The organism is Streptomyces sp. CC208A, assembly GCF_030010625.1.
Classification (GTDB): Bacteria; Actinomycetota; Actinomycetes; order Streptomycetales; family Streptomycetaceae; genus Streptomyces.
In genome coordinates, this window is sequence record NZ_JASCXN010000001.1 from 259,743 (window position 1) to 282,564 (window position 22,822).

Below are 22,822 nucleotides of genomic sequence, written 5' to 3' on the forward strand. Positions count from 1 at the left end.
CGATCGTACGGAAGGGTGACGGGGTGGTGCCTCCCCGAGTCCGGCGGCGGTGGACCCGGATGGGCTCAGATCCGGGTGACCGTCACGTGGGACATCATGTTCACCGGGTCGTAGCGGACCCGGGCGCCCGGGTAGGGGGCGTGGATGACCTGGCCGTTCCCCGCGTAGATGGCGACGTGGCTGGCGTCGCCGCGGTAGGTGACGAGGTCGCCGGGCTGCGCCTGGGAGAGCGGCACCTGCCGGCCTGCGTGCCGCTGGGCGGCGGAGGTGCGCGGCAGGCTGATCCCGGCCTGCCGGTACGACCAGACCATCAGCCCCGAGCAGTCGAAGCCCGTGGGGCCGGTCGCCCCCCAGACGTACGGCTTGCCGACGGCGCTGCGGGCGGCGAGCACCGCGGCGGCGGACCGCGAGTCGGCCGGGCCGAGGCCGGCGGGGGGCGGCGGAAGCTCCTCGTCCGGGGCTCCTGGCCCCCCGGAGCGGCCGCCGGAGCGGGAGGCCCGCTCGTAGTCGGCGCGCTCGGCCGCGGTGAGGGAGGCGAGGACCCGGCGGGCCTCGGCGAGCTTCCGCTCGACCGACCGCTTGTGGCGGGCGACCTCGGCGCGGCTGCGCTCCAGTTCGGCGAGGGCGGTACGGGCCTCGGCGCGCTCCTGGTCGAGGCGGCGGCGCTCCCGCTGGAGTTCGGTGAGGGCGGCGCTCTGCCGGGCGGTGACCCGGTCGAGGGCGGAGGCCCGGTCGAGGTAGCTGTCGGGGTCGGAGGAGAGCAGCAGGACGAGGGCCGGGTCGAGGCCCCCGGAGCGGTACTGGGCGCCGGCGAGCGCGCCGAGCGCGCCCCGCATCCGGTTGACGCGCTCCTGGCCGCGGGCGAGGCTGTCCTGGGCCTGGCGCACCGTGCGCCGCAGGGCGTCCCTCTTCTCGCCGGCCTTGTTGTAGCCCTCGGCGGCGCGCTCGGCCTCCTCGTAGAGGCGGTCGACCTTGGCGCGGGTGGCCTCGGTGCCGGCGCCCGGGTCCGCGCTCGCGGGGACGCCTCCGAGAGAGGCCGCCGCGGTGGCCGCGGCGGCTGCGGTCAGGACGGTGACCCGGGCGGGTCGGCGGTGGGAGGCCACGGCTCGCGCTCTCCGTTCGGCTCGTGCGGACTGGCGCCGCAGACAGTAGCCGCTCCCCCGGCCGCGTCCAACGAAGGCGTGGGGCACGCAGAATGACGCCCCGCCGGAGATCACAAGGTCACCGGCGGGGCGTCAGGTCAGCTCGGGGTGCGGCGAACCACCCGTTCGGGCGGCACGCCGGGCGGGTCAGCCGCCGATGCGGACGCCGAACTGGAACGTGCCCATGTACTTCATCGACTCGTAACGGACCACGGCGCCCGGCTTGGGGGCGTGCAGGATCGTGTTGTTGCCCGCGTACAGGCCCACGTGCGACAGGCTGTTGAAGAAGACCAGGTCGCCGGGCTTGAGCTGGCTGCGGCCGATCTTCACGCCGTCGTTCTGCTGGGTGTAGGTGGTGCGGGTGAGGCGGACGCCGGCCTGGCGGTAGGCCCACATCGTCAGACCGGAGCAGTCGTACGCGTTGGGGCCCTCGGCGCCGGAGACGTACGGCTTGCCGACCTGGGTGGCGGCGGCGGCGAGCGCGGCGGCGCCCAGGCCGTTGGCCGCGACCTCCTTGCCGAGGTCGACGCGGTCGGAGGCGGCGCGGCTGGCGCGCTCCGCCTGCGCCGCCTGCTCCCGCTCCTGCTGCTGGATGCGGGCGCGCTCCTCGGCGGTGAGGGTGTTGAGCAGCTTGCGGGCCTCGGCGAGCTTGCCCTGGACCTTGCGCTTCTTCTCGCCGAGGGTCTTGCGGACCTCTTCGAGGTCGGCGAGCTTGGCGGTGGCCTCGGCGCGCTGCTGGGCGAGGGTGCGCTGCTTGTCCTGGATGGTGGCGAGGACGTCGGCCTGCTGGTCGGTGACCCGGCCTATCGCGGTCGCCTTGTCCAGGTAGTCCTCCGGGTCGGAGGAGAGGAAGAGCTGGAGCGCCGGGTCGATGCCGCCGGAGCGGTACTGGGCGCTGGCGACCGAACCGATCTGGTCCCGGAGGGTGTTCAGCTCCTGCTGACCACGGGCCACCCGGTCCTGGATCTGGCCGATCTCCTTCTGCAGCTTGCCGCGGCGCTCCTCGGCCAGGCTGTGCTGCTCGGTGGCCTCCTCGGCCTCGTGGTAGAGCTTGTCGACCTTCGACTTGACTTCGTCGATCTTCGGCTTGGGGGCCGCCTGGGCTCCGGTCTGGGCGGAGATCGCGACGGCGGCGGCCGCGGTCGCGGTGAGCACGGTCACGCGGGTGCGGCTCGGCTGCTTGGGTCGACGGTGGGACGCCACGAAGGCGAGCTCCTTCTTCCTCAGAGCCGCCCGGCCGGTCAAGGGCAGGCGGTTCCTCCACGGACCGCCCGGATGGGCGATCGACCGCGCGAAGGTTCGAGGCTCGACCCTAGTGACCGAGTTGTGATCAGTTCAAATCCCGACGGTAAAAAACTCGCTCACGCACCTCATTATTTACACGCATCGCACGCCCTGTGACGGCCACTTGACGGATCGGAACCCATAAATCGGGCATACAAGGCGAGAGTTGCGAGCCGGGCGAGTCGTTATGAGAGGCGCGAAAGCCGCTTGAGGAGCAGGACCGACGCCACCGGCCGCGCCCCGGCCTTCGCGACGCCGTCGGCGACCTCGCGGTCGGTGGAGACCACGACGACCGGCCGGCCCGGCGGTTCCGCCCGTACCAGCTGGCGGATCAGCTCGTCCGCCGTGACGCCCGGCTTGGAGAAGAGCACCCGCACCCCGCGCGGCGGCGCGAGCAGCACCGGAGCGGCCAGTTCGGCCCCGTCGAAGACACAGGTGACCTCGGCGCCGGAGCGGGCCGCGAGCGCGGAGAGCCCGCCGAGCAGCCGCAGCCGCTGCTTCTCCAGCGGCATCGTCGGATAGCCGGTCTTGGTGACGTTGTAGCCGTCGACGACGAGATGGGCCTGCGGCAGCGCCAACAGCTGGTCCAGGAGGGCCGGATCGGTCTCCGACAGGGCGCGGGCCGCGATGTCCTTCGGCGACATCCGCCCCGGCTCCACGGCGTCCACCGTGTCCGCCGGGTGCACCGACACCGGGGGCAGGGCGAGTTCGCGCCGCAGCCCCTGGGCCGCGTCGAGGACGGTGTCGAGCAGCAGCCGCAGCCGCATGTCCTCCACCGAGCGCCCCTCACGGGCGGCCCGGCGGCTCGCCTCCAGGGCCGCCTCGACCTCGCCGAGCCGGGCCTTGAGCCGCCGCGACTCGCTCTCGGCGGCCGACACCTGGGCGGCCGCCTCGGCGCGGGCGGCCTCGAACTCGGCGTGGGCGCGGCGCAGCGCCGCCTCGCCGCGCTTCACGTCGCTCTGGGCGCTGCGCAGCTTGCGGTGAAGCGATTCGGCTTCCTTGCGGGCGGCCTCCAGATCGTGCCGGAGCTGCTCGGTCTCGCCCTTGGCCCGCTCGCGGGCCGCGGCCAGCTCCTCGCGGAGCCGCTCCAGCTCGCGCCGGCCGGCCTCGTCGGCGCGCTCGGCGTCGGCCCGCTGGACCTCCTCGCCGACGGCGGCCACCAGCTTGACCCAGCCCGGCGGGCGGAGCACATAGGCTGCCGCCGCCACGTCGACGGGGTCGGCGGCGGCGGGCGGCGCGCCGGACTCCACGGCCCCGGCCAGCTCCGGCTGGGCCTGCTTGAACCGCTCGCCGATCCGCTGCCGGAAGAGCGGATCGCCCTCCAGGGCGGCGGCCATCGCGTTGCCGGCGAACTTGGCCCGCCGGCTCGCGGTGAAACGGGCGTACTGACGCAGGGGCGCGGGCAGCTCGGCGACGGTCAGGCCGCCGAAGGCGTCGGCGACCAGCGCGATCACCCGCCGCCGTACCCCCTCCGGCAGGGGATGGTCGAGCGTCTCGGCAGCGTCACCCGCCGCGCCGGCCGGTTCGTCACCGTGCGCGGACTGCTCCACGATCCGTCACCCCTACTGTCGTCGGCGCCGTCCGTCAGGACTCGGCGCCCGGCTTGTCCACGAGTTCGATCTGGTCCACCGCGTTGCACCAGCGGCAGCGGACCGACTCGATGGTCTCACTGACCACCTCGCGCTCCTCGACCTTGGGCTCCCCGGCCAGGTCCAGATGGACGTACTCGACGACCTTGGACGAGCGCGTCACGTCGAAGCGGGTCAGGTTGCCGCACAGGGTGCAGCGCCAGCGGGTCTCGGCGGTCGGCAGGGGAACCGTCGTCATGGTGCCGTCCTTCTTCCTGTCGTGGTGGTACCAGGTACGGAGCCGCGGTGCGCCGTCGAACTGCGGTGCTCGATCCCGTAACCCTACGGCCTCCCCGGACGGCGTCCGGTCCGGCGAGGCACTCTGTCCACTTCATCCCTTCTGCGCCATGATCTGTCCGTGATCGACTGGCGAGGCACGGCCCTGGGCGCCTGCCGGAGCGTCCGTACCGGGCCCGTGGTGACCTACGGGCTGATCGCCGCGTGCTGTCTCCTCTTCATTGTCGGCCCGGTCTCCGGTCTGAACCCGGCGTACGGGACCGGCGACGAGGTGCTCGCGGCGCAGGGCGCGTACTTCCTGAGGTGGGGGGTGGTGCCGGCCGAGCTGACGCGGGGCGACCCCGGCGCCCTGCCCACCCCCTTCACCGCGCTCTTCGTGCACGGCGGCTGGCTGCACCTGCTCGGCAACATGCTCTTCCTCTGGGTCTTCGGAGCGATGGCCGAGGAGCGGATGGGGCACGTCGGGTTCGCCCTCTTCTACCTGGGCACCGGGTACGTAGCCCTGCTCGGCTACGCGATGGCGCACGCGGAGAGCGAGCAGACCCTGGTCGGGGCCTCGGGGGCGATCTCCGCGGTGCTCGGGGCCTTCCTCTTCCTCTTCCCCCGCTCCCGGGTGACCAGCCTCTTCCCCTTCCTCTTCTTCCTGCCGCTGCGCTTCCCCGCCTGGGCCGTGCTCGTCTTCTGGTTCACGCTCCAGTGGCTGGCCGCGCGGACGGCGGGTCCGGGCCCGGGGGTCGCCTATCTGGCCCACGTGGTGGGCTTCTGCGTCGGCTTCCTCTACGCCTGGGTGCGGTATGGAGGGGCTCGCGAAGCGCTTCGATGGAAGGGTGGTGGTGGGTGACGGGTGGGCGGATAGAGTGAAAACCCCAGCAGCGGCGACCGAGGGAGACAGCCAGCCGTGATCACCGCGATCGTCCTCATCAAGACCAGCGTGGACCGCATCCCCGAGATCGCGGAGTCGATCGCCGCGCTCGACAACGTCAGCGAGGTCTTCTCGGTGACCGGTACGTACGACCTCATCGCGATGGTCCGGGTGCCCCGCCACGACGACCTGGCCGAGGTCATCCCCGGCCGGATCAGCAAGATCCCGGGCGTCGAGGCCACCGACACGCACGTCGCCTTCCGCACGTACTCGCAGCACGACCTGGAAGCGGCCTTCGCCATCGGCCTGGAGTCCTGAGGCCGCACGCACGGCGCACGTGAAGGGGCCTCCCGCCCGGGAGGCCCCTTCACCCGTACGAGTGAGCGATCAGCCGCGGTCCGGGACGCAGCGGCCGTCCTCGGTGCGGTACTTCCACCGGGCGCCCTCGCGCACCAGCTCCTTCACGGCGCCGACGAACCGCTGGACGTGCTCGTCCGGCGTACCGGCGCCGAAGCTGACCCGGATGGCGTTGAGGGACCCCTCTCCCGGGTTCGCCTCGGGGGCGCCGCACTCGCCGACGGCCTCCTGGTCGGAGCCGAGCAGGGTGCGGACCAGCGGGTGGGCGCAGAAGAGGCCGTCGCGGACGCCGATGCCGTACTCGGCGGAGAGAGCGGCGGCGAAGTGGGAGCTGTTCCAGCCGTCGACGACGAAGGAGAGCACGCCGACGCGCGGGGCCTCGTCGCCGAAGAGCGAGAGGACACGGACCTCGGGCACCTCGGCGAGGCCGGCGCGGACGGTGTCGACAAGGTGCCGCTCGCGGGCGACGAGGGTGTCGAAACCGGCCTCGGTCAACGCCTTGCAGGCGGAGGCGATGGCGTGGACGCCGATGACGTTCGGGGAGCCGGCCTCGTGGCGGGCCGCGGTGGTGTGCCACTCCACCTCCACCCCGCCGTCGGGCTGGCGCGCCACCGTGCGGGAGGCGCCGCCGCCCGCCAGGTAGGGCTCGGCCTCCTGGAGCCAGTCGGCGCGGCCGGCGAGGACGCCGGAGCCGAAGGGCGCGTACAGCTTGTGGCCGGAGAAGGCGACCCAGTCCACGTCCAGTTCGCGCACGGAGACCGGGTGGTGGGGCGCGAGCTGGGCGGCGTCGAGGACGATCCGGGCGCCGTGCGCGTGGGCGGCGGCGGCGAGTTCGCGCACCGGCCACAGCTCACCGGTCACGTTGGAGGCGCCGGTGACGCAGACGAGGGCGGGGCCGTGGGGCTCGCGGTCGGCGAGGGCGCGCTCCAGGGTCTCGACGGCCTGGGCGGGGGTGCGCGGCGCGTCGAGGTAGGTGACCTGAGCGTCCCTCCACGGCAGCAGGGAGGCGTGGTGCTCGGTCTCGAAGACGAAGACCCGGCAGTCGGCGGGGATGACGCGGGCGAGCAGGTTGAGCGAGTCGGTGGTGGAGCGGGTGAAGACGACCTGGTCGCCCTCGCGGCAGTCGAGGAACTCGGCGACGGTGGCGCGGCTCGACTCGAAGAGGTCGGTGGAGAGCTGGGAGAGGTAGCCGGCGCCGCGGTGGACGCTGCCGTAGTACGGGGCGTAGGCGGCGACGTCGTCCCAGACCCGCTGGAGGGCGGGGGCGCTGGCCGCGTAGTCGAGGGCCGCGTAGGTGACCTCGCCGCCGGTGACGAGCGGGACGGTGACGTCACGGCCGAGGACGGGCAGCGGCCCGGCGCAACAGGCGTCGGCGGAGTCGGCGGAGATGACGGAGGCGGCGGAGGCGGCGGTGTTCGGGCATGCGGACATGACGGGATCTCCCGGGAGGAAAGGGGCGCGAAAGGGCGTGAAGGGACCCGTGGGACGACAGCGCGCGGAAGGGCGCCGCGTACGGGTGTGAGGGGGAGAAGGGGCCGAAGCCCTAGCGCATTCGCTTGCTCACGGGACACCGCTCCTAGAGGACCAAGGACCCCAGGGTGGTGCGCAGGGGTCCGCGCTTGCCGCAGGCTTCTGCTCGTGCGGCCCGGTCTTCACCCGGGGCACCCCGCCACGGACGGAGGGTTGCCGGACAGCCAGCCGGGGCTTTGCAGCTGTCACTCATGACCTGACGGAAAACCTATGCCAGACGATCACGGCCCCGCAACCCCGTCCCGGCATGCGGAACGGGGTGACGGGGCCGAACGGCCGAGGGCTCAGGCGTTGCTGGCGGCGATCCAGCGCTCCAGGGAGGCGCGGGCGGCCCCGGAGTCGATCGACTCGGCGGCCCGCGCCATCCCGGCCCGCAGCTGCTCCGCCAGGGTGCCCCCGCCGGGCTCCAGGGCCGTGAGCGCCGCGGCCGCGTTGAGCAGCACCGCGTCCCGTACCGGCCCGGTCTCGCCGGCCAGGAGCCGCCGGGCGACGTCGGCGTTGTACGAGGCGTCGGCGCCGCGCAGCGCCTCCAGGGGCACGTAGTCGAGGCCGACGTCCCGCGGGTCGAAGACCTCCTCGCGCACGGCCCCGTCGCGGACCACCCACACCCGGGAGGTGCCGGTGGTGGTGAGCTCGTCGAGGCCGTCGTCGCCGCGGAAGACGAGGGCCGAGTTGCCGCGCTCGGCGAGCACCCCCGCGACGATCGGCGCCATCCGGGGGTCGGCGACGCCGACGGCCTGGGCCTTGACCCGGGCGGGGTTGGTGAGCGGGCCGAGCACGTTGAAGGTGGTGCGGATGCCGAGCTGGCCGCGGGCGGCGGCCACGTGCCGCAGCGAGGGGTGGAACTTCACCGCGAAGCAGATGGTGATGCCGGCCTCCTCGGCGACCTGCGCCACCCGTTCGGGGGTGAGGTCGAGGTTGATGCCGAGCTTCTCCAGGACGTCGGAGGAGCCGGAGGCGGAGGAGGCGGCGCGGTTGCCGTGCTTGACGACCCTGGTGCCGGTGCCCGCGACGACGATCGAGGCCATGGTGGAGATGTTGACGGTCTTGGCGCCGTCGCCGCCGGTGCCGACGATGTCGACGGACGGTCCGGGCACCTCGATCGTGTTGGCGTGCGCGTACATGGTCCGGACGAGCCCGCCGATCTCCTCGACCGTCTCGCCCTTGGCGCGCAGCGCCACCATGAACCCGGCGATCTGGGCGTCGGTCGCCTCGCCGCTCATGATCAGGTCCATCGCCCAGGCGGTGTCGTCGGCGGAGAGGTTCCGCCCCTCCAGCAGGCCGTTCAGGAGGACGGGCCAGGAGCGGCCCGCCGTGGTCGGTCCTCCAGCGGGGGTCACAGCGCTCATGGCAGCTCCTGATGATCGTGCGTCGGATACGGGGTCCAGCCTATCGATCCGCCGGGACGGCAAAGAGCCCCGTCCATCGAATGGACGGGGCTCTCGCCGTGGCGACCTGCCTCAGGAGGTCAGGAGGGATCAGTGGTGGCCGTGGCCGCTCTGGATCTCCTTGTACTCCTCGAGGGTGGGCTTGGCGACCTGGTTGTCGTCGCCGTAGTAGCCCTTGTTGAGCTTGACCCGGAGCTTCTCCAGCGCGCCGATCTTCCGCTCCACGCCGTTCTCGTCGACGGCCGGCGGCAGCTGGGCGGGCTCGTACTGCTCGTGCGCGGTGAGCTTGTACAGCTCGCCCTGGCTGAGCGGCTCGTGGACCTCGACGAACTCACCGTGCGGCAGGCGCTTGATGATGCCGGACTCGCGGCCGTGCAGCACCTTGTCCTTGTCCCGGCGCTGGAGGCCGAGGCAGATCCGCTTGGTGACGATGAACGCGATGACCGGACCGGCGAAGAAGAAGATCCGCACGAACCAGGTGATCGAGTTGATCGACAGGTCGAAGTGGGTCGCCCAGAGGTCGTTTCCACCACCGACGAGCATGATCATGTACGCGGTGATCCAGGCGACACCGAAGGCGGTGCGCGTCGGAGCGTTGCGCGGGCGCTGCGCGATGTGGTGCTCGCGCTTGTCGCCGGTGATCCAGGACTCGATGAACGGGTAGACCGCGATGGCCGCGAGGACCAGCGGGAAGATCGCCAGCGGGATCATCACGCCGAGGACCAGGGTGTGGCCCCACAGGTTGATCTCCCAGCCCGGCATGACACGGATCAGACCCTCGGCGAAGCCCATGTACCAGTCGGGCTGGGCGCCGGTGGACACCTGGTCCGGGCGGTACGGGCCGAGGGCCCAGATCGGGTTGATCGAGGCGATCGCGGAGATGACCGCGATGACGCCGAAGACCAGGAAGAAGAAGCCTCCGGCCTTCGCCATGTACACCGGGAGCAGCGGCATGCCGACGACGTTGTTGTTCGTACGGCCGGGGCCCGCGAAGTGCGTGTGCTTGTGGACGAACACCAGGATCAGGTGCGCGACCACCAGGCCCAGCATGATGCCGGGGAGCAGCAGCACGTGCGCCGAGTAGAACCGGGCCACGAAGTCGCCGCCGGGGAACTCGCCGCCGAAGAGGAACATCGACAGGTAGGTGCCGATGATCGGCACCGACAGGATCGCGCCCTGCATGAAGCGGACACCGGTGCCGGAGAGCAGGTCGTCCGGGAGCGAGTAACCGGTGAAGCCGGTGAACATGCCCAGGAAGAACAGCAGGAAGCCGAACAGCCAGTTGATCTCACGCGGCTTGCGGAACGCGCCGGTGAAGAAGACGCGCATCATGTGCACGAACATGCCGGCGAGGAAGATCAGCGCCGCCCAGTGGTGGATCTGCCGGACGAGCAGACCGCCGCGCACCTCGAAGGAGATGTCCATGGTCGACTTGAACGCCTCGGACATCAGCTGTCCCTGGAGCGGGACGTACGAGCCGGCGTACTCCACCTCGTTCATCGACGGGTGGAAGAACATCGTCAGGTAGACGCCCGTCAGGATGATGATGAGGAAGCTGTAGAGGCAGATCTCGCCCAGCATGAAGGACCAGTGGTCCGGGAAGATCTTCCGCATGTTGGCCTTGGCCAGCGTGTAGATCCCCAGGCGGCCGTCGGCCCAGTCGGCGACCCGCTCACCGGCGGGGGCCTTCTTCTGCGTGTTGGTCACAGTGCTCATCCGCGCTCCCAGAAGGCGGGACCGACGGGCTCGTCGAAGTCGCCGTGCGCTTCGAGGAAGCCCTCGTCGTTCACGCCGATCCGCAGCTGCGGGAGGGCGTGACCGGCCGGGCCGAAGATGACTCGGGCGCCGTCGGACAGGTCGAAGGTGGACTGGTGGCACGGGCAGAGCACGTGGTGCGTCTGCTGCTCGTACAGCGAGATCGGGCAGCCGACGTGGGTGCAGATCTTCGAGAAGGCGACGATGCCGTCGTGCGACCACTCGAGCTCGCGCTTGTCCTTGATGTCCTTCGGCTCGATCCGGACGATCATCAGGGCGGCCTTGGCGATCTGGACCTGGAAGTCGTGGTCGTGCTCCGAGAGGCCCTCGGGCATCGCGAAGGTCAGCGAACCGACGGCGACGTCCTCGGGACGCAGCGGCTCGTGCGTGTTCATGTTGATGAGCATCTTGCCCCGGGCCCACAGCGTGGTGCGGAGCTTCTTCTCGGGCAGCGGGCCCATGTCGCGCAGCAGCATGACGCCGGAGAGCGGCACCAGGGCCAGCGCGCCGAACAGCGTGTTGCGGATGAGCTTGCGGCGACCGAAGCCGGACTCGGCGGCGCCGGCCGCGAAGTCCGCCATGACCTTCGCCTTGACCTCGGGCGAGGCCTCCATCGGGTGGCGCTCGTCCGCGATCTCGACGTCGGACATCAGGGTGCGGGCCCAGTGGACCGCGCCCGCGCCGATGAAGAAGAGGGCGAGGCCGAGCGTCCAGCCGAGCGCGAAGTTGAGCGCGGACACGTGGCCGAACGGCCAGATGTACACGATCTTGTCGACCGGGAAGATCACGTACGAGGCGATGAAGCCGACGGTGGCCAGCATCGACAGCACGAACATGAAGGCGACCGCACGCTCGGACCGGCGGGCGGCCCGCTCGTCGATGTCCTGGATGCGCGGCTTGTGGGGCGGAAGGCCCGGGTCGGCGAACGGGTTGTCCGCGACCTTCACCGCGCCGTGCGCGGTGGCCTGCTCTACCGGCAGGTTCTCTTCTGGAATCTCTTGGGTACTCATGACTTCTTGGCCTTAGCGGTGTGGGCCGCGACCCAGACGGCAACTGCGATCAGCGCGCCCAGACCGAAGATCCAGGCGAACAGACCCTCGGAGACGGGGCCGAGACCACCGAGCGACAGACCGCCCGGGCTGGGGGTCTCGTCGCCGTTGACAGCCTGGACGTACGCGATGATGTCCCTCTTCTGCTGCTCCGGCATGGTCGTGTCAGGGAAGGAGGGCATGTTCTGCGGGCCGGTCTGCATGGCCTCGTAGAGGTGCTTCGGGCTGACGCCGTTCAGGTCGGGCGCGTACTTGCCGTGCGTGAGGGCACCGCCCTTGCCGGTGAAGTTGTGGCACTGGGCGCAGTTGTTGCGGAACAGCTCGCCACCCTTGGCACTGTTGGCACCCGCGGGGTCGTACTGGCCCGGCTTGGGCGTGATGGGACCGGCACCGAGGGAGGCGACGTACGCCGCGAGCTGGTCGATCTGCGCCTGCGTGTAGATGACCTTCTTCCTCGGGACCTGGGCACCCGGCTGCTGCGCCGGCATACGGCCGGTGCCGACCTGGAAGTCGACGGCCGCGGAGCCGACGCCGACCAGGGACGGGCCGTCAGAGGTGCCCTGACCGCCGGTTCCGTGGCAGCTGGCGCAGCCGACGGAGTAGAGCTTCTTGCCCTCCTCGATGGCGAGGGACTGGGCGGTTTCATCGGCCTTCGCCGTGCCCGCGGGCGCGAACGCGGCGTACAGCCCCCCCGTGGCCGCCAGCGCGAGAAGTAGGACGACGACCGCCGCCAGCGGATGGCGTCGTCGTGCGGAGAGCTTTTTCACGGATTACCCCGGTGTCAGGATCTTCTGCGTCGATGCTTGCTGGATGTCGGTCCGCCGCGAAGGGCGGTGGCCGACTACTTGATCATGTAGATCGTGGCGAAGAGGCCGATCCAGACGACATCGACGAAGTGCCAGTAGTAGGACACGACGATGGCGGCGGTTGCCTGCTCGTGAGTGAACCTCTTGGCGGCGTAGGTCCGGCCGAGGACCAGCAGGAAGGCGATGAGACCGCCCGTCACGTGCAGGCCGTGGAAGCCGGTGGTCAGGTAGAACACCGTGCCGTACGGGCCGGACGAGAGCGAGAGGCCCTCGTGCTTGACCAGCTCGGTGTACTCGAAGACCTGGCCGCCGATGAAGATCGCACCCATCACGAACGTGATGATGAACCACGTCCGGAGCTTCTTCACGTCGCCCCGCTCCGCGGCGAAGACGCCGAGCTGGCAGGTGAGGGAGGAGAGCACCAGGATCGTGGTGTTGGTCGCCGAGAAGGGGAAGTTCAGGGCCGAGGCCTCTTCCGCCCAATACTCGGGACCCGTCACCGATCGCAGGGTGAAGTACATCGCGAAGAGGGCCGCGAAGAACATCAGCTCGGAACTCAGCCAGATGATGGTTCCGACGCTGGTGAGGTTCGGTCGATTGACCGACGGGTGCGCGTGCCCGGTTTCTACTGTCGTTACTGTCGCCACGACCGACATTATGTCGGTCGCTTATCCCGCCCTCACTCCGGGGGGTGCCGTTCGGAGTGTCAGAGGGGTGTGTCCAGCCCGAACGGCCCATCGGGGGGACCGCCGGGCAACCTTCGAACAGGTGTTGAACGGGTGTTGACGGGGTGTGGAGCGGAGTAGCATCCGGCGCATCGGTCGAGGACGACCGCCCGCCTTCCGGACGGAGGAACGATGCAGTCGAGTGCCACGGTCCTGGTCTACAGCGACGACGCGAACACCCGGGAGCAGGTCCGGCTCGCCGCCGGGCGGCGGCCCGCGGCCGACGTGCCCACGGTGGAGTTCGTGGAGTGCGCGACGCTCCCGGCCGTGCTGAAGCGGCTCGACGAGGGCGGGATCGACGTCTGCGTCCTCGACGGCGAGGCCGTCCCGGCGGGCGGCATGGGCGTCTGCCGGCAGATCAAGGACGAGGTCTTCCGCTGCCCGCCGGTGCTGCTGCTGATCGGCCGCCCGCAGGACGCCTGGCTGGCCACCTGGAGCCGCGCGGACGCCGCCGTCACCCTTCCGGTGGAACCGGTCGAGTTCGCGGCCTCCCTGGCGGGCCTGCTCCGCTCCCGCCTGTCCCTCGACGCGTAGGCCCGCGGACGGGCTTCACAGGGGCAGCGGTCGGAGGCGGGCCCTGGCGTCGTGGGCGGCCGTGGGGTCGCCCTTCTCGGCGACCAGGGCGCTGCCCCGGCGCCACTTCTCCCAGGAGAGGTTCCAGTCGCCGAAGCCGTTGCCGAAGGCGTCCATCATCGCGCCGGAGCTGTTGACGACGCGGACGATGTCGCCGGGGCGGACGTTCTCGTAGAACCAGGCCGCGTTGCCGGTGGACATGCCCACGCAGCCGTGGCTGACGTTGGCGACGCCGTGGGAGCCGGCGGACCAGGGGGCGGCGTGCACGTACTCGCCGCTCCAGGTGACCCGGGTGGCGTAGTACACCGGCAGGTCGTACGACTCCGCGCTGCCCTCGGCGATGCCGATGCTGGTGCCGCGCATCCGGACGTAGTACTCCTTGCCGAGCACCACTTTGATCCCGTTCCGGGTGGAGAAGCCCGGTTTCCCGGTGGTCACCGGAATGGTGTTGATCACTTCTCCGTTGCGCCGCACCGTCATCTGGTGCGACGCGGCGTCGGCGACGGCCTCGATCCGGTCGCCGATCTTCAGCTGGAGCGGCTTGGACGGGCCTCCGTAGAGCTTGTCGCCGACGCGGAGGCCGTCGAGGTTGCCGGTGACCGAGACGAGCGCGCCGGCCGGCCAGTACTCCTTGGGCCGGAAGTGCAGCTTCTTGTCGTCCACCCAGTACCAGGAGCCCCCGACGGCGGGCGTGGAGCGGACCTTGAGGGCCCGTTCGACGACGGCGCGCGCGGCCCGGTCCTTGACGGGGAGGCTGAGCTCCGCGGTGATCGGCTGCCCCACGCCGTACGTGCCCGCCTCCGGCCCGAAGGCGACGGTCAGGGCCTTCTTGGCCGGGGCCGTCTCGAAGGTGTACGTACGGGCTCCAGGGGCCCCGTCCTCGTCCTCCGTGGCCACTCTGACGGTGTAACGGGTCCCGGCGGCCAGGGAGGCGGTGGAGCGCCAGGTGCGGCCGTCGGCGGTGAGTTCGCCCGCCAGGTGACGGCCGGCCGCGTCGGTGGCGGTGACGTCGGTGATCCGCCCCTCGTCGCCCTTGGAGGTGATCTCCAGCGGCTTCTCGGGGTCGAGCCGGGTCCCGTCGGCGGCCTCGAAGGTGATCTGGTCGGCCGCGTCGTAGGGGCTCGCCGACAGCGGATGCCCTTCGGAGCCCGCGCACGCCGCCGCGCCCGCGGTGACGGTGAGGGCCAGGAGGGTGCAGCTCAGAACAGTCCGAATGCGCGGCGTGTCGTTCATGACCTCACGCTAAGGACAGTCGTGCGCCCGGGCGCGCCGAGCGCGGCAAAAGAGGGGCCCGGCCGCTTCGCGTACGAAGTGACCGGGCCCCTCGGGGTGTTACGGGGTGTTACTGGTTCTGGTTCTCACCGCGGTAGAACTCGAAGACCCAGCCCCAGATGCCGACGAGGATCAGCGGGGCGGAGAAGTACATGATCCACCAGCCCATCGCGACACCGAGGAAGGCGAGCGCGCCACCGAGAGCCAGCGACAGCGGCTGCCAGCTGTGGGGGGCGAAGAAGCCCACCTCGCCGGCCTCGTCCGCGACGTCGGCCTCCTTGTCGTCCTGCGCCATCGCGTCGACCCGCTTGGCCGTGAAGGCCAGGTAGTAGCCGATCATGATGGCCAGGCCGAAGGCCAGGAAGAGCGCCGTCGTGCCGACCGGCTCCTTGGACCAGACGCCGTACACGATCGCCATGGCAAGGATGAAGACGCTCAGCCAGATGAACATCTTGCCCTGGATCTTCACTTGCCGGCCTCCTTGCCGCCGGTGAGGGCCGCGGCCTCGTGGGGCTTGTTCTCGAGCTGGTCGACAGCCGCGATCTCAGGGTGGTGCAGGTCGAACGCGGGCGATTCCGACCGGATCCGCGGCAGCGTGAGGAAGTTGTGCCGCGGCGGCGGGCAGGAGGTCGCCCATTCGAGCGAACGGCCGTAGCCCCACGGGTCGTCGACCTCGATCTTCTTGCCGTACTTGGCGGTCTTCCAGACGTTGTAGAAGAACGGCAGGACCGACAGGCCGAGCAGGAAGGAGGAGATCGTCGAGATCGTGTTCAGGGTGGTGAAGCCGTCGGCGTCCAGGTAGTCCGCGTAACGACGCGGCATGCCCTCGGCGCCGAGCCAGTGCTGCACCAGGAAGGTGCCGTGGAAGCCCACGAACAGCGTCCAGAACGTCATCTTGCCGAGGCGCTCGTCGAGCATCTTGCCGGTGAACTTCGGCCACCAGAAGTGGAAGCCGGAGAACATCGCGAAGACGACGGTGCCGAAGATGACGTAGTGGAAGTGCGCCACGACGAAGTACGAGTCGGAGACGTGGAAGTCCATCGGGGGCGAGGCCAGGATGACGCCGGTCAGACCACCGAAGGTGAAGGTGATCAGGAAGCCGACGGCCCAGAGCATCGGGGTCTCGAAGGACAGTGAGCCCTTCCACATCGTTCCGATCCAGTTGAAGAACTTCACGCCGGTCGGTACGGCGATAAGGAACGTCATGAAGGAGAAGAACGGGAGGAGCACGCCACCGGTGACGTACATGTGGTGCGCCCACACGGTCACGGACAGACCGGCGATCGCGATGGTCGCGGCGATCAGACCGATGTAGCCGAACATCGGCTTGCGGCTGAAGACCGGGATGACCTCGGAGATGATGCCGAAGAACGGCAGGGCGATGATGTACACCTCGGGGTGGCCGAAGAACCAGAAGAGGTGCTGCCAGAGCAGAGCGCCGCCGTTGGCCGCGTCGAAGACGTGGGCACCGAACTTGCGGTCCGCCTCAAGGGCGAAGAGCGCCGCCGCCAGGACCGGGAAGGCGAGCAGGACCAGGACACCGGTCAGCAGCACGTTCCAGGTGAAGATCGGCATGCGGAACATCGTCATGCCCGGAGCGCGCATGCAGATGATCGTGGTGATGAAGTTGACCGAACCGAGGATCGTGCCGAAGCCGGAGAAGGCCAGACCCATGATCCAGAGGTCGGCGCCGACACCCGGCGAGCGGACGGCGTCCGACAGCGGGGAGTAGGCGAACCAGCCGAAGTCGGCCGCACCCTGCGGGGTGAAGAAGCCGGCCACCGCGATGATCGAGCCGAAGAGGTACAGCCAGTAGGCGAACATGTTCAGCCGCGGGAACGCCACGTCGGGCGCGCCGATCTGGAGCGGCATGATCCAGTTCGCGAAACCGGCGAACAGCGGCGTCGCGAACATCAGCAGCATGATCGTGCCGTGCATCGTGAACGCCTGGTTGAACTGCTCGTTCGACATCAGCTGCGTGCCCGGACGGGCCAGCTCGGCGCGCATGAAGAGCGCCATGAGGCCGCCGATGCAGAAGAACACGAACGACGTGACGAGGTAGAGCGTACCGATCGTCTTGTGGTCGGTGGTGGTCAGCCACTTCACCACCACGTTGCCGGGCTGCTTGCGGCGGACGGGCACCTCGTTCTCGTACGAGTCCTCAGCCGCGGCACCCTTGGTTTCGTTGGGGATGCTCACAGTTGGTTCTTCTCCGCGTTCCTGGCCGGGTCCGTCTGCTCGATGCCGGACGGGATGTAGCCGGTCTGACCCTTCTCGGCCAGCTCCTTCAGGTGCGCCTGGTAGCGCTCAGGGGAGACCACCTTGACGTTGAAGAGCATCCGGGAGTGGTCGACACCGCACAGCTCGGCGCACTTGCCGAGGAACGTGCCCTCCTCGGTCGCGGTGACCTCGAAGGCGTTGGTGTGACCCGGGATGACGTCCTGCTTGAAGAGGAACGGAACCACCCAGAAGGAGTGGATGACATCACGCGAGGTGAGGATGAACCGGACCTTCTCGCCCTTCGGCAGCCACAGGGTCGGGCCCGGGTTGCCGGTCTGCGGGTTCCGGTCGCCGGGGATGCCGGCGTCGTACACGCCGCCCGCGTTCTCCGGGAACTGGTCGATGAACTTGTCCGGGATCGACGCGAGGTTCTTGTCCTTCTTCGCGTCGCCCTCGACACCGGGCACGTCCTCGATGTAGTTGAAGGCCCAGCTCCACTGGTAGCCGACCACGTTGATGGTGTGGGCCGGCTTCGGGGTGAGCTCGAGGAGCTTCGACTCGTCGCGCGCGGTGAAGTAGAAGAGCACCGAGACGATGATGAGAGGGGTGACCGTGTACAGCGCCTCGATGGGCATGTTGTAGCGGGTCTGCGGAGGTACCTCGACCTTGGTCCGGCTGCGCCGGTGGAAGATGGTCGCCCACAGGATCAGGCCCCACACCAGGATGCCGGTGAGGAGCGCGGCGGCCCAGGAGCCCTGCCACAGGGAGAGGATCCGAGGCGCCTCTTCCGTGACGGGGGTGGGCATGCCCAGGCGGGGGAAGTCTTCCCAGTTGTACGAGCAGCCGGTGGCTGTCGCCAGGATCAGGCCCGCAGTCAGCACCTGCGGCAGCTTCCGCCGCATCGGGCGCCGCGACGAGCGGTCGGAGCCGTTGGGACTCACGTAGCGCCTTCCCGAGAGTCTCGGCCCGCGTTGGTCGGCCACGGCCGTCCGTCTCGCTGGTCGGTCGCCGCCCCGGCCGCGGGCAGGGGTTTGGATGTTTATGCGGACCAAACCCTACTGGACGCTATTTGGGGTCGCGCGGGGAGGGTGCCCAACGCGCCGTCCGAGTCCCCGAAGGGGTGGACCGAAGGGTTCCGGGGAGGGGCCGGAACCGCCCGTTCGGGGGTCTGGCGGCGGATGGCGGCACGCTCCTGACGAGCACTCACCCCGGCCCCTCCACGCCGCCCGCGGGCCGCGGCGGAGCGGCCCGCGCCACAGGCTCTACCGTGGGCGGATGCCGTACTTCGACGCCGCGTCCGCCGCTCCCCTGCATCCCGTCGCCCGCCAGGCGCTGCTCGCCGCCCTGGACGAGGGGTGGGCCGACCCGGCCCGGCTCTACCGGGAGGGGCGGCGGGCCCGGCTGCTGCTCGACGCGGCGCGGCAGGCCGCGGCGGAGGCGGTGGGCTGTCGCCCCGACGAACTCGTCTTCACCCCTTCGGGGACGCGCGCGGTCCACTCGGGCGTGTCGGGAGCGCTCGCGGGCCGCCGCCGGGCCGGCGACCGCCTCGTGGTCTCGGCCGTCGAGCACTCCTCGGTCCTGCACGCGGGCGAGGCGCACGCGGCGGCCGGCGGAACGGTGACGGAGGTCCCGGTCGACCGGACCGGCGCGGTGGACCCGGAGGTCTTCGCGGCGGCGCTGGGCGTCGGGGCGGCAGTGGGCTCGGGCGGGACGCCGGGCGGCGGGGCGGCTCTGGCCTGCCTCCAGTCCGCCAATCATGAAGTGGGGACGGAGCAGCCGGTGGCCGAGGTGGCGGAGGCGTGCCGGGCGGCCGGGGTGCCGCTGCTCGTGGACGCGGCCCAGTCGCTGGGCTGGGGGCCGGCCCCGGAGGGCTGGTCGCTGCTGACGGCGAGCGCGCACAAGTGGGGCGGCCCTGCGGGCGTGGGGCTCCTCGCGGTGCGGAAGGGCGTCCGGTTCGCCCCGCAAGGCCCGTCCGACGAACGGGAGTCGGGCCGCGCGCCCGGTTTCGAGAACCTCCCGGCGATCGTCGCGGCGGCGGCCTCGCTGCGGGCGGTACGGGCCGAGGCCGCGGCGGAGGGCGCCCGGCTGCGGGCCCTGGTGGACCGGATCCGGACGCGGGTGCCGGAGCTGGTGCCGGACGTGGAGGTGGTGGGCGACCCGGTGCGGCGCCTCCCCCACCTCGTCACCTTCTCCTGCCTGTACGTCGACGGGGAGACGCTGCTGTCGGAGCTGGACCGGGAGGGTTTCTCCGTTTCGTCCGGTTCGTCGTGTACGAGTTCCACGCTGACGCCCAGCCATGTGCTGCGCGCCATGGGGGTGCTGAGCGAGGGGAACGTCCGGGTCTCGCTGCCGACCGGCACGACGGAGGCGGACGTGGACCGCTTCCTGACGGTGCTGCCGGGCGTCGTCGCGACGGTACGGGACCGGCTGGGCGCGGGCGGGACGGCGCCGGAGACCACCGGGGAGGTACTGGTGGACGCGCTGGGGAAGCGGTGCCCGATCCCGGTGATCGAGCTGGCGAAGGTGATCGGGTCGGTGCCGGTGGGGGGGACGGTGACGGTGCTGGCGGACGACGAGGCGGCGCGGCTGGACATTCCGGCGTGGTGCGAGATGCGGGGCCAGGAGTACGTGGGCGACTCCCCGTCCCCCCGGGGCGGCCGCGCCTACGTCATCCGCCGCACCTCGTGACGCGGGGCCTGCGGCCCCACGGACCCGCCGCTCCGGTGCGGGCGCCCGCCGCTTCGTTGTGGGCATACGTTCCTCCCCCAAGGACTTCGTCCAGGGGGTGCCCCAGGGCGTGGGGGTCCCCCCGGACGAAGTCTGGGGGAGGGTGGGCACAACGGAACGGCACTCTCTGCGGGTGCCTCCGCACCGGTGCCTGGACCCGCACCCATACGGCGCCGTGCACGGGGTGCGGGTTCAGGCGCGGAAAGCCTTGGCCCGGCGAGGGGCGCCGTCCCTGTGCCCACCCGTCCCTCCCCCAAGGACTACGTCCAGGGGGGACCCCCAAGCGGGACGTATGCCCACAGGGACGGCGGGCGCAGCCCGCGTGGGGCGGGGTGCGGGGTCAGGAGAGGTGGGCGCGGACCTCGGTGGCGGCTTCTTCGCCGTACGCCTTGGTGAAGCGCTCCATGAAGTGGGCCCGCCGCAGCGTGTACTCCTGCGTGCCCAGCGTCTCGATGACGAGCGTCGCCAGCATGCAGCCGACCTGCGCCGCCCGCTCCAGGCTGACGCCCCAGGAGAGGCCCGAGAGGAAGCCCGCGCGGAAGGCGTCGCCGACGCCGGTGGGGTCGACCTTGGCCTCCTCCTCGGGGCAGGCGACCTCGATCGCCGGCTCGCCGACGCGCTCGATGCGGACGCCGCGCGAGCCGAGCGTGGTGACGCGGTGGCCGACGCGGGACAGGATCTCCTCGTCGGTCCAGCCGGTCTTCGTCTCGATGAGGCCCTTCTCGTACTCGTTGGAGAAGAGGTAGGTCGCGCCGTCGAGGAGGGTGCGGATCTCCTCGCCGTCCATGCGGGCGATCTGCTGCGAGAAGTCCGCGGCGAAGGGGATGGCCCGGGCCTTGCACTCCTCGGTGTGGCGGAGCATCGCCTCGGGGTCGTCGGCGCCGATGAGGACGAGGTCGAGCCCGCCCACGCGGTCGGCGACGGCCTTGAGCTCGATGAGGCGGGCCTCGCTCATGGCGCCGGTGTAGAAGGAGCCGATCTGGTTGTGGTCCTTGTCCGTGGTGCAGACGAAGCGCGCGGTGTGCAGGACCTCGGAGATGCGGACCGAGCCGGTGTCGACGCCGTGCCGGTCGAGCCAGGCGCGGTACTCGTCGAAGTCGTAGCCGGCCGCGCCGACGAGGACCGGGTTGCCGCCGAGCTGGCCCATGCCGAAGCAGATGTTGGGGCCGACGCCGCCGCGGCGGACGTCGAGGTTGTCCACGAGGAAGGAGAGGGACACCGTGTGGAGCTGGTCGGCCACCAGCTGGTCGGCGAACCGGCCGGGGAAGGTCATGAGGTGGTCGGTGGCGATGGAGCCGGTGACTGCGATACGCACGGCTGGGTGCTCCTGCGGGTAAAGGGCGATGACAATTCACGCTACCCGGTGCCGGGCGCGCTGCCGAACAGTGGAAACTACCCCAGAGTAGGGCTTTTCTCCGGAGGCGGGTGGTGCATACGGTGCGCCCATGACCACGTACCCCGCTCCCGCGGAGCGACACGAGTCCGATCTGAGCCTGGCCGAGCTGTGCGGAGCCGGTGCCCGGATGGCCCCGCACTGGGTGGCGCCGGCCGGTCCCGCGCCCACCCCGGTCTCCCCCTCCTCCATCCACGGCGTGGTCGTCCCGGCGGCCTCGGCACGGCTGATCGCCGCCACCGCGGAGTACGGCGGCTGACGGACGGAACCGGCCGCGCCCCCGCCCCGTCCCACCGGTGTCCGATCGACACGAGGGAGCGTTGCGGTGAGCGGTACGGAGAGCGGGCGTGGGCGGCGGACCGTGCTCGTCGCCACGGTGGCGGCAGGTGTGCTGCTGGCCGGGGGCGGCGGGCTGTATCTGACCGCCTCCGGTGACGACGGGGGCGGCAGGGACGACGGCAGGGACGGTACGGCGTCCCGCGCCGGGGCCGCCGCCTCGCCGCCGCCCCTGCGGCTGGCGGGCGGGAGCGGTGGTACGGAGCCGGGCGCGGGAATCGCGCCGGGCGAACCGGACCCGGGCGGCACTCCGAACGGGACGGTCTACAGAGCCGAGGGCCCACTCCCCCAAGGGCCTTCGTCGGCCGCGGTCCACCGGCCGGAGGGCCTGGTCACCTCGGAAGAGGTGACCAGGCTGGCCGGGGTTCTCGGGATCGAGGGCCGGCCCGTGCTCGTCGGGGACGTGTGGACGATCCGGCCGGAGAAGGACGGCCAGGGGCCGCGGCTCGACGTGACCCGGCAGGCGCCGGGGAACTGGACGTACTCCTGGTACGACGGCGGCCCGGTCGGCGACACCTGCCTGAAGGGCAGGGCGTGCCCGCCGCCCGGGGAGACGAAGCCGCCGGCCGGGGGCTCGCCGGTGAGCGAGGCGGCGGCGAGGGCGGCGGCCGCGCCGGTCCTCAAGGCGCTGGGGCAGGACGACGCCAAGGTGTCGGCGACGCAGGTCATGAACGGCTCGGTGCGGGTGGTGAACGCCGATCCGGTGATCGACGGGCTGCCCACCTACGGCTGGTCGACGGGGCTGCACATCGGCCCGGACGGGCGGCCGGTCGCGGGCAGCGGCACCCTGAAGGAGCCGGTGCGGGGCGAGACGTACCCGGTGGTGTCGGCGGAGCGGGCGCTCGCGCGGCTGAACGAGGAGTCGAAGGGCACGGGTCCGATCGGGATCGGCGGCTGCGCCACCGACCCGCCGGCCGGGACGCCTCACGCCGAGACGCCTCCGGCCGGGACGGAGCAGCCGCCCCGCGAGGACATGCCCTGCGAGACGATCGCGCACACGGCCCCGCCGCGCGAGGTGCCGGTGACAAGTGGGGTGCTCGGCCTCGCGGCCACGGACACGGCGGACGGGCGGATCCTCGTACCGACGTGGCTGTTCACGGCGGACCCGGCGGACGGGGCACCGTACACGGTGACCTGGACGGCGGTGGCGCCGGAGTACCTGGTGCCGTCCGCGACGCCGTCGCCCGAGCCCACGCCGAGCGAGCCGGAGCCCGGGACGGAGCCGGTGCGGCGGATCAGCTCGTACGTGGTCGAGGACGACGGGCGGACGCTCGCGGTGACCTTCTGGGGCGGGGTGTGCAGCCGCTACACGGCGGTCGCGGCGGAGGACCCGCGGCAGGTGAGGGTCCGGATAGACGAGGAGCCGCTGGACCCCGACAGGGTCTGCATGCTGGTCGCCAAGGAGATCACCGTGAAGGTGACGCTGAAGGCGCCGCTGGGCGACCGGCCGGTGGTGGACGCGGCGAGCGGCCAGGCGATCCCGAGGCGGTAGGAGCCACACCGCCCGGCGGGAGCGGCACGGGAAAGGGCGGTGGCCC

The 22,822-nt window shown here is 71.2% G+C and carries 21 protein-coding genes and 1 riboswitch; of the genes, 6 read left to right on the top strand and 15 right to left on the bottom strand.

Annotated elements, in window-relative coordinates:
• Positions 1 to 65: 65 nt before the first annotated feature.
• The 4 genes from QK442_RS01175 to QK442_RS01190 form a co-directional block, all read right to left on the bottom strand.
• Positions 66 to 1,103, bottom strand: coding sequence for an NlpC/P60 family protein (locus QK442_RS01175; RefSeq protein ID WP_282691839.1), 1,038 nt, complete (start codon positions 1,101 to 1,103; stop codon positions 66 to 68).
• 186 nt (positions 1,104 to 1,289) lie between these two features.
• Positions 1,290 to 2,345: a C40 family peptidase gene (locus QK442_RS01180; RefSeq protein ID WP_282691840.1), complete on the bottom strand. Its 1,056-nt coding sequence runs from the start codon at positions 2,343 to 2,345 to the stop codon at positions 1,290 to 1,292.
• 266 nt (positions 2,346 to 2,611) lie between these two features.
• Complete coding sequence (locus QK442_RS01185) at positions 2,612 to 3,976, bottom strand: NYN domain-containing protein (RefSeq protein WP_282691841.1); 1,365 nt, start codon at positions 3,974 to 3,976, stop codon at positions 2,612 to 2,614.
• 34 nt (positions 3,977 to 4,010) lie between these two features.
• The gene (locus QK442_RS01190) at positions 4,011 to 4,253 is read right to left on the bottom strand and encodes a hypothetical protein (RefSeq protein WP_282691842.1); all 243 of its coding nucleotides are present in this window, start codon (positions 4,251 to 4,253) and stop codon (positions 4,011 to 4,013) included.
• Between the two features lie 159 nt (positions 4,254 to 4,412).
• On the opposite strand from QK442_RS01190, the gene QK442_RS01195 reads away from it, so the two are divergent.
• Together QK442_RS01195 and QK442_RS01200 are read left to right on the top strand one after the other, a co-directional pair.
• Positions 4,413 to 5,132 (top strand): rhomboid family intramembrane serine protease, encoded by a 720-nt coding sequence (locus QK442_RS01195; protein WP_282691843.1) that lies wholly within the window; start codon positions 4,413 to 4,415, stop codon positions 5,130 to 5,132.
• Positions 5,133 to 5,189: 57 nt separating this feature from the next.
• Entirely contained in the window at positions 5,190 to 5,471 is a 282-nt protein-coding gene (locus QK442_RS01200; RefSeq protein WP_031006995.1) for an Lrp/AsnC ligand binding domain-containing protein, read from the top strand.
• 69 nt (positions 5,472 to 5,540) lie between these two features.
• On the opposite strand, the gene QK442_RS01205 is transcribed toward QK442_RS01200, so the two are convergent.
• The 6 genes from QK442_RS01205 to QK442_RS01230 form a co-directional block, all read right to left on the bottom strand.
• On the bottom strand, positions 5,541 to 6,941 hold the full coding sequence (locus tag QK442_RS01205; protein ID WP_282691844.1) for an aminotransferase class V-fold PLP-dependent enzyme: 1,401 nt from the start codon (positions 6,939 to 6,941) through the stop codon (positions 5,541 to 5,543).
• Positions 6,942 to 7,120: 179 nt separating this feature from the next.
• A riboswitch (SAM riboswitch) is annotated at positions 7,121 to 7,237 on the bottom strand.
• An 87-nt stretch (positions 7,238 to 7,324) separates the two neighbouring features.
• Positions 7,325 to 8,389 (bottom strand): anthranilate phosphoribosyltransferase, encoded by a 1,065-nt coding sequence (gene trpD, locus QK442_RS01210; RefSeq protein WP_282691845.1) that lies wholly within the window; start codon positions 8,387 to 8,389, stop codon positions 7,325 to 7,327.
• A gap of 129 nt (positions 8,390 to 8,518) precedes the next feature.
• Positions 8,519 to 10,144: a cytochrome bc complex cytochrome b subunit gene (locus tag QK442_RS01215; RefSeq protein ID WP_282691846.1), complete on the bottom strand. Its 1,626-nt coding sequence runs from the start codon at positions 10,142 to 10,144 to the stop codon at positions 8,519 to 8,521.
• Positions 10,141 to 11,193, bottom strand: coding sequence for a Rieske 2Fe-2S domain-containing protein (locus QK442_RS01220; protein WP_282691847.1), 1,053 nt, complete (start codon positions 11,191 to 11,193; stop codon positions 10,141 to 10,143). The genes QK442_RS01215 and QK442_RS01220 overlap by 4 nt, the downstream gene beginning before the upstream one ends.
• Positions 11,190 to 11,999 (bottom strand): c-type cytochrome, encoded by an 810-nt coding sequence (locus QK442_RS01225; protein ID WP_282691848.1) that lies wholly within the window; start codon positions 11,997 to 11,999, stop codon positions 11,190 to 11,192. Before QK442_RS01225 ends, QK442_RS01220 begins: the two co-directional genes overlap by 4 nt.
• A 74-nt stretch (positions 12,000 to 12,073) precedes the next feature.
• Positions 12,074 to 12,694 (bottom strand): heme-copper oxidase subunit III, encoded by a 621-nt coding sequence (locus QK442_RS01230; RefSeq protein WP_282691849.1) that lies wholly within the window; start codon positions 12,692 to 12,694, stop codon positions 12,074 to 12,076.
• A gap of 201 nt (positions 12,695 to 12,895) precedes the next feature.
• On the opposite strand from QK442_RS01230, the gene QK442_RS01235 reads away from it, so the two are divergent.
• Entirely contained in the window at positions 12,896 to 13,297 is a 402-nt protein-coding gene (locus tag QK442_RS01235; protein WP_282691850.1) for a hypothetical protein, read from the top strand.
• Between the two features lie 15 nt (positions 13,298 to 13,312).
• On the opposite strand, the gene QK442_RS01240 is transcribed toward QK442_RS01235, so the two are convergent.
• The 4 genes from QK442_RS01240 to coxB form a co-directional block, all read right to left on the bottom strand.
• A complete protein-coding gene (locus QK442_RS01240; protein ID WP_282691851.1) occupies positions 13,313 to 14,569 on the bottom strand; it encodes an Ig-like domain-containing protein in 1,257 nt (418 codons plus the stop codon).
• 109 nt (positions 14,570 to 14,678) lie between these two features.
• A complete protein-coding gene (locus QK442_RS01245) occupies positions 14,679 to 15,077 on the bottom strand; it encodes a cytochrome c oxidase subunit 4 (RefSeq protein ID WP_282691852.1) in 399 nt (132 codons plus the stop codon).
• The gene (ctaD, locus tag QK442_RS01250) at positions 15,074 to 16,807 is read right to left on the bottom strand and encodes a cytochrome c oxidase subunit I (RefSeq protein WP_282691853.1); all 1,734 of its coding nucleotides are present in this window, start codon (positions 16,805 to 16,807) and stop codon (positions 15,074 to 15,076) included. Before ctaD ends, QK442_RS01245 begins: the two co-directional genes overlap by 4 nt.
• Positions 16,804 to 17,769: a cytochrome c oxidase subunit II gene (gene coxB, locus QK442_RS01255; protein WP_282691854.1), complete on the bottom strand. Its 966-nt coding sequence runs from the start codon at positions 17,767 to 17,769 to the stop codon at positions 16,804 to 16,806. Before coxB ends, ctaD begins: the two co-directional genes overlap by 4 nt.
• Positions 17,770 to 18,103: 334 nt before the next feature.
• Here coxB and QK442_RS01260 point away from each other — a divergent pair, with 334 nt between their 5' ends.
• Positions 18,104 to 19,516, top strand: a complete 1,413-nt coding sequence (locus QK442_RS01260) for a cysteine desulfurase/sulfurtransferase TusA family protein (protein ID WP_282691855.1) — start codon at positions 18,104 to 18,106, stop codon at positions 19,514 to 19,516.
• A gap of 379 nt (positions 19,517 to 19,895) precedes the next feature.
• Here QK442_RS01260 and QK442_RS01265 read toward each other — a convergent pair whose 3' ends face one another.
• Positions 19,896 to 20,870 (bottom strand): carbohydrate kinase family protein, encoded by a 975-nt coding sequence (locus QK442_RS01265; protein WP_282691856.1) that lies wholly within the window; start codon positions 20,868 to 20,870, stop codon positions 19,896 to 19,898.
• A gap of 130 nt (positions 20,871 to 21,000) precedes the next feature.
• Here QK442_RS01265 and QK442_RS01270 point away from each other — a divergent pair, with 130 nt between their 5' ends.
• Both QK442_RS01270 and QK442_RS01275 read left to right on the top strand, forming a co-directional pair.
• Positions 21,001 to 21,207 (top strand): hypothetical protein, encoded by a 207-nt coding sequence (locus QK442_RS01270; RefSeq protein ID WP_282691857.1) that lies wholly within the window; start codon positions 21,001 to 21,003, stop codon positions 21,205 to 21,207.
• A 66-nt stretch (positions 21,208 to 21,273) separates the two neighbouring features.
• The gene (locus QK442_RS01275; protein ID WP_282691858.1) at positions 21,274 to 22,776 is read left to right on the top strand and encodes a hypothetical protein; all 1,503 of its coding nucleotides are present in this window, start codon (positions 21,274 to 21,276) and stop codon (positions 22,774 to 22,776) included.
• Positions 22,777 to 22,822 lie beyond the last annotated feature (46 nt).

Excerpts from the sequence above, each read along its gene's own strand:
- QK442_RS01215 (WP_282691846.1), bottom strand. The coding sequence starts at position 10,144 with ATGAGCACTGTGACCAACACGCAGAAGAAGGCCCCCGCCGGTGAGCGG.
- trpD (WP_282691845.1), bottom strand. The coding sequence starts at position 8,389 with ATGAGCGCTGTGACCCCCGCTGGAGGACCGACCACGGCGGGCCGCTCC.
- QK442_RS01240 (WP_282691851.1), bottom strand. The coding sequence starts at position 14,569 with ATGAACGACACGCCGCGCATTCGGACTGTTCTGAGCTGCACCCTCCTG.
- QK442_RS01190 (WP_282691842.1), bottom strand. The coding sequence starts at position 4,253 with ATGACGACGGTTCCCCTGCCGACCGCCGAGACCCGCTGGCGCTGCACC.
- QK442_RS01235 (WP_282691850.1), top strand. The coding sequence starts at position 12,896 with ATGCAGTCGAGTGCCACGGTCCTGGTCTACAGCGACGACGCGAACACC.
- QK442_RS01205 (WP_282691844.1), bottom strand. The coding sequence starts at position 6,941 with ATGTCCGCATGCCCGAACACCGCCGCCTCCGCCGCCTCCGTCATCTCC.
- QK442_RS01220 (WP_282691847.1), bottom strand. The coding sequence starts at position 11,193 with ATGAGTACCCAAGAGATTCCAGAAGAGAACCTGCCGGTAGAGCAGGCC.
- QK442_RS01260 (WP_282691855.1), top strand. The coding sequence starts at position 18,104 with ATGCCGTACTTCGACGCCGCGTCCGCCGCTCCCCTGCATCCCGTCGCC.
- QK442_RS01270 (WP_282691857.1), top strand. The coding sequence starts at position 21,001 with ATGACCACGTACCCCGCTCCCGCGGAGCGACACGAGTCCGATCTGAGC.
- QK442_RS01230 (WP_282691849.1), bottom strand. The coding sequence starts at position 12,694 with ATGTCGGTCGTGGCGACAGTAACGACAGTAGAAACCGGGCACGCGCAC.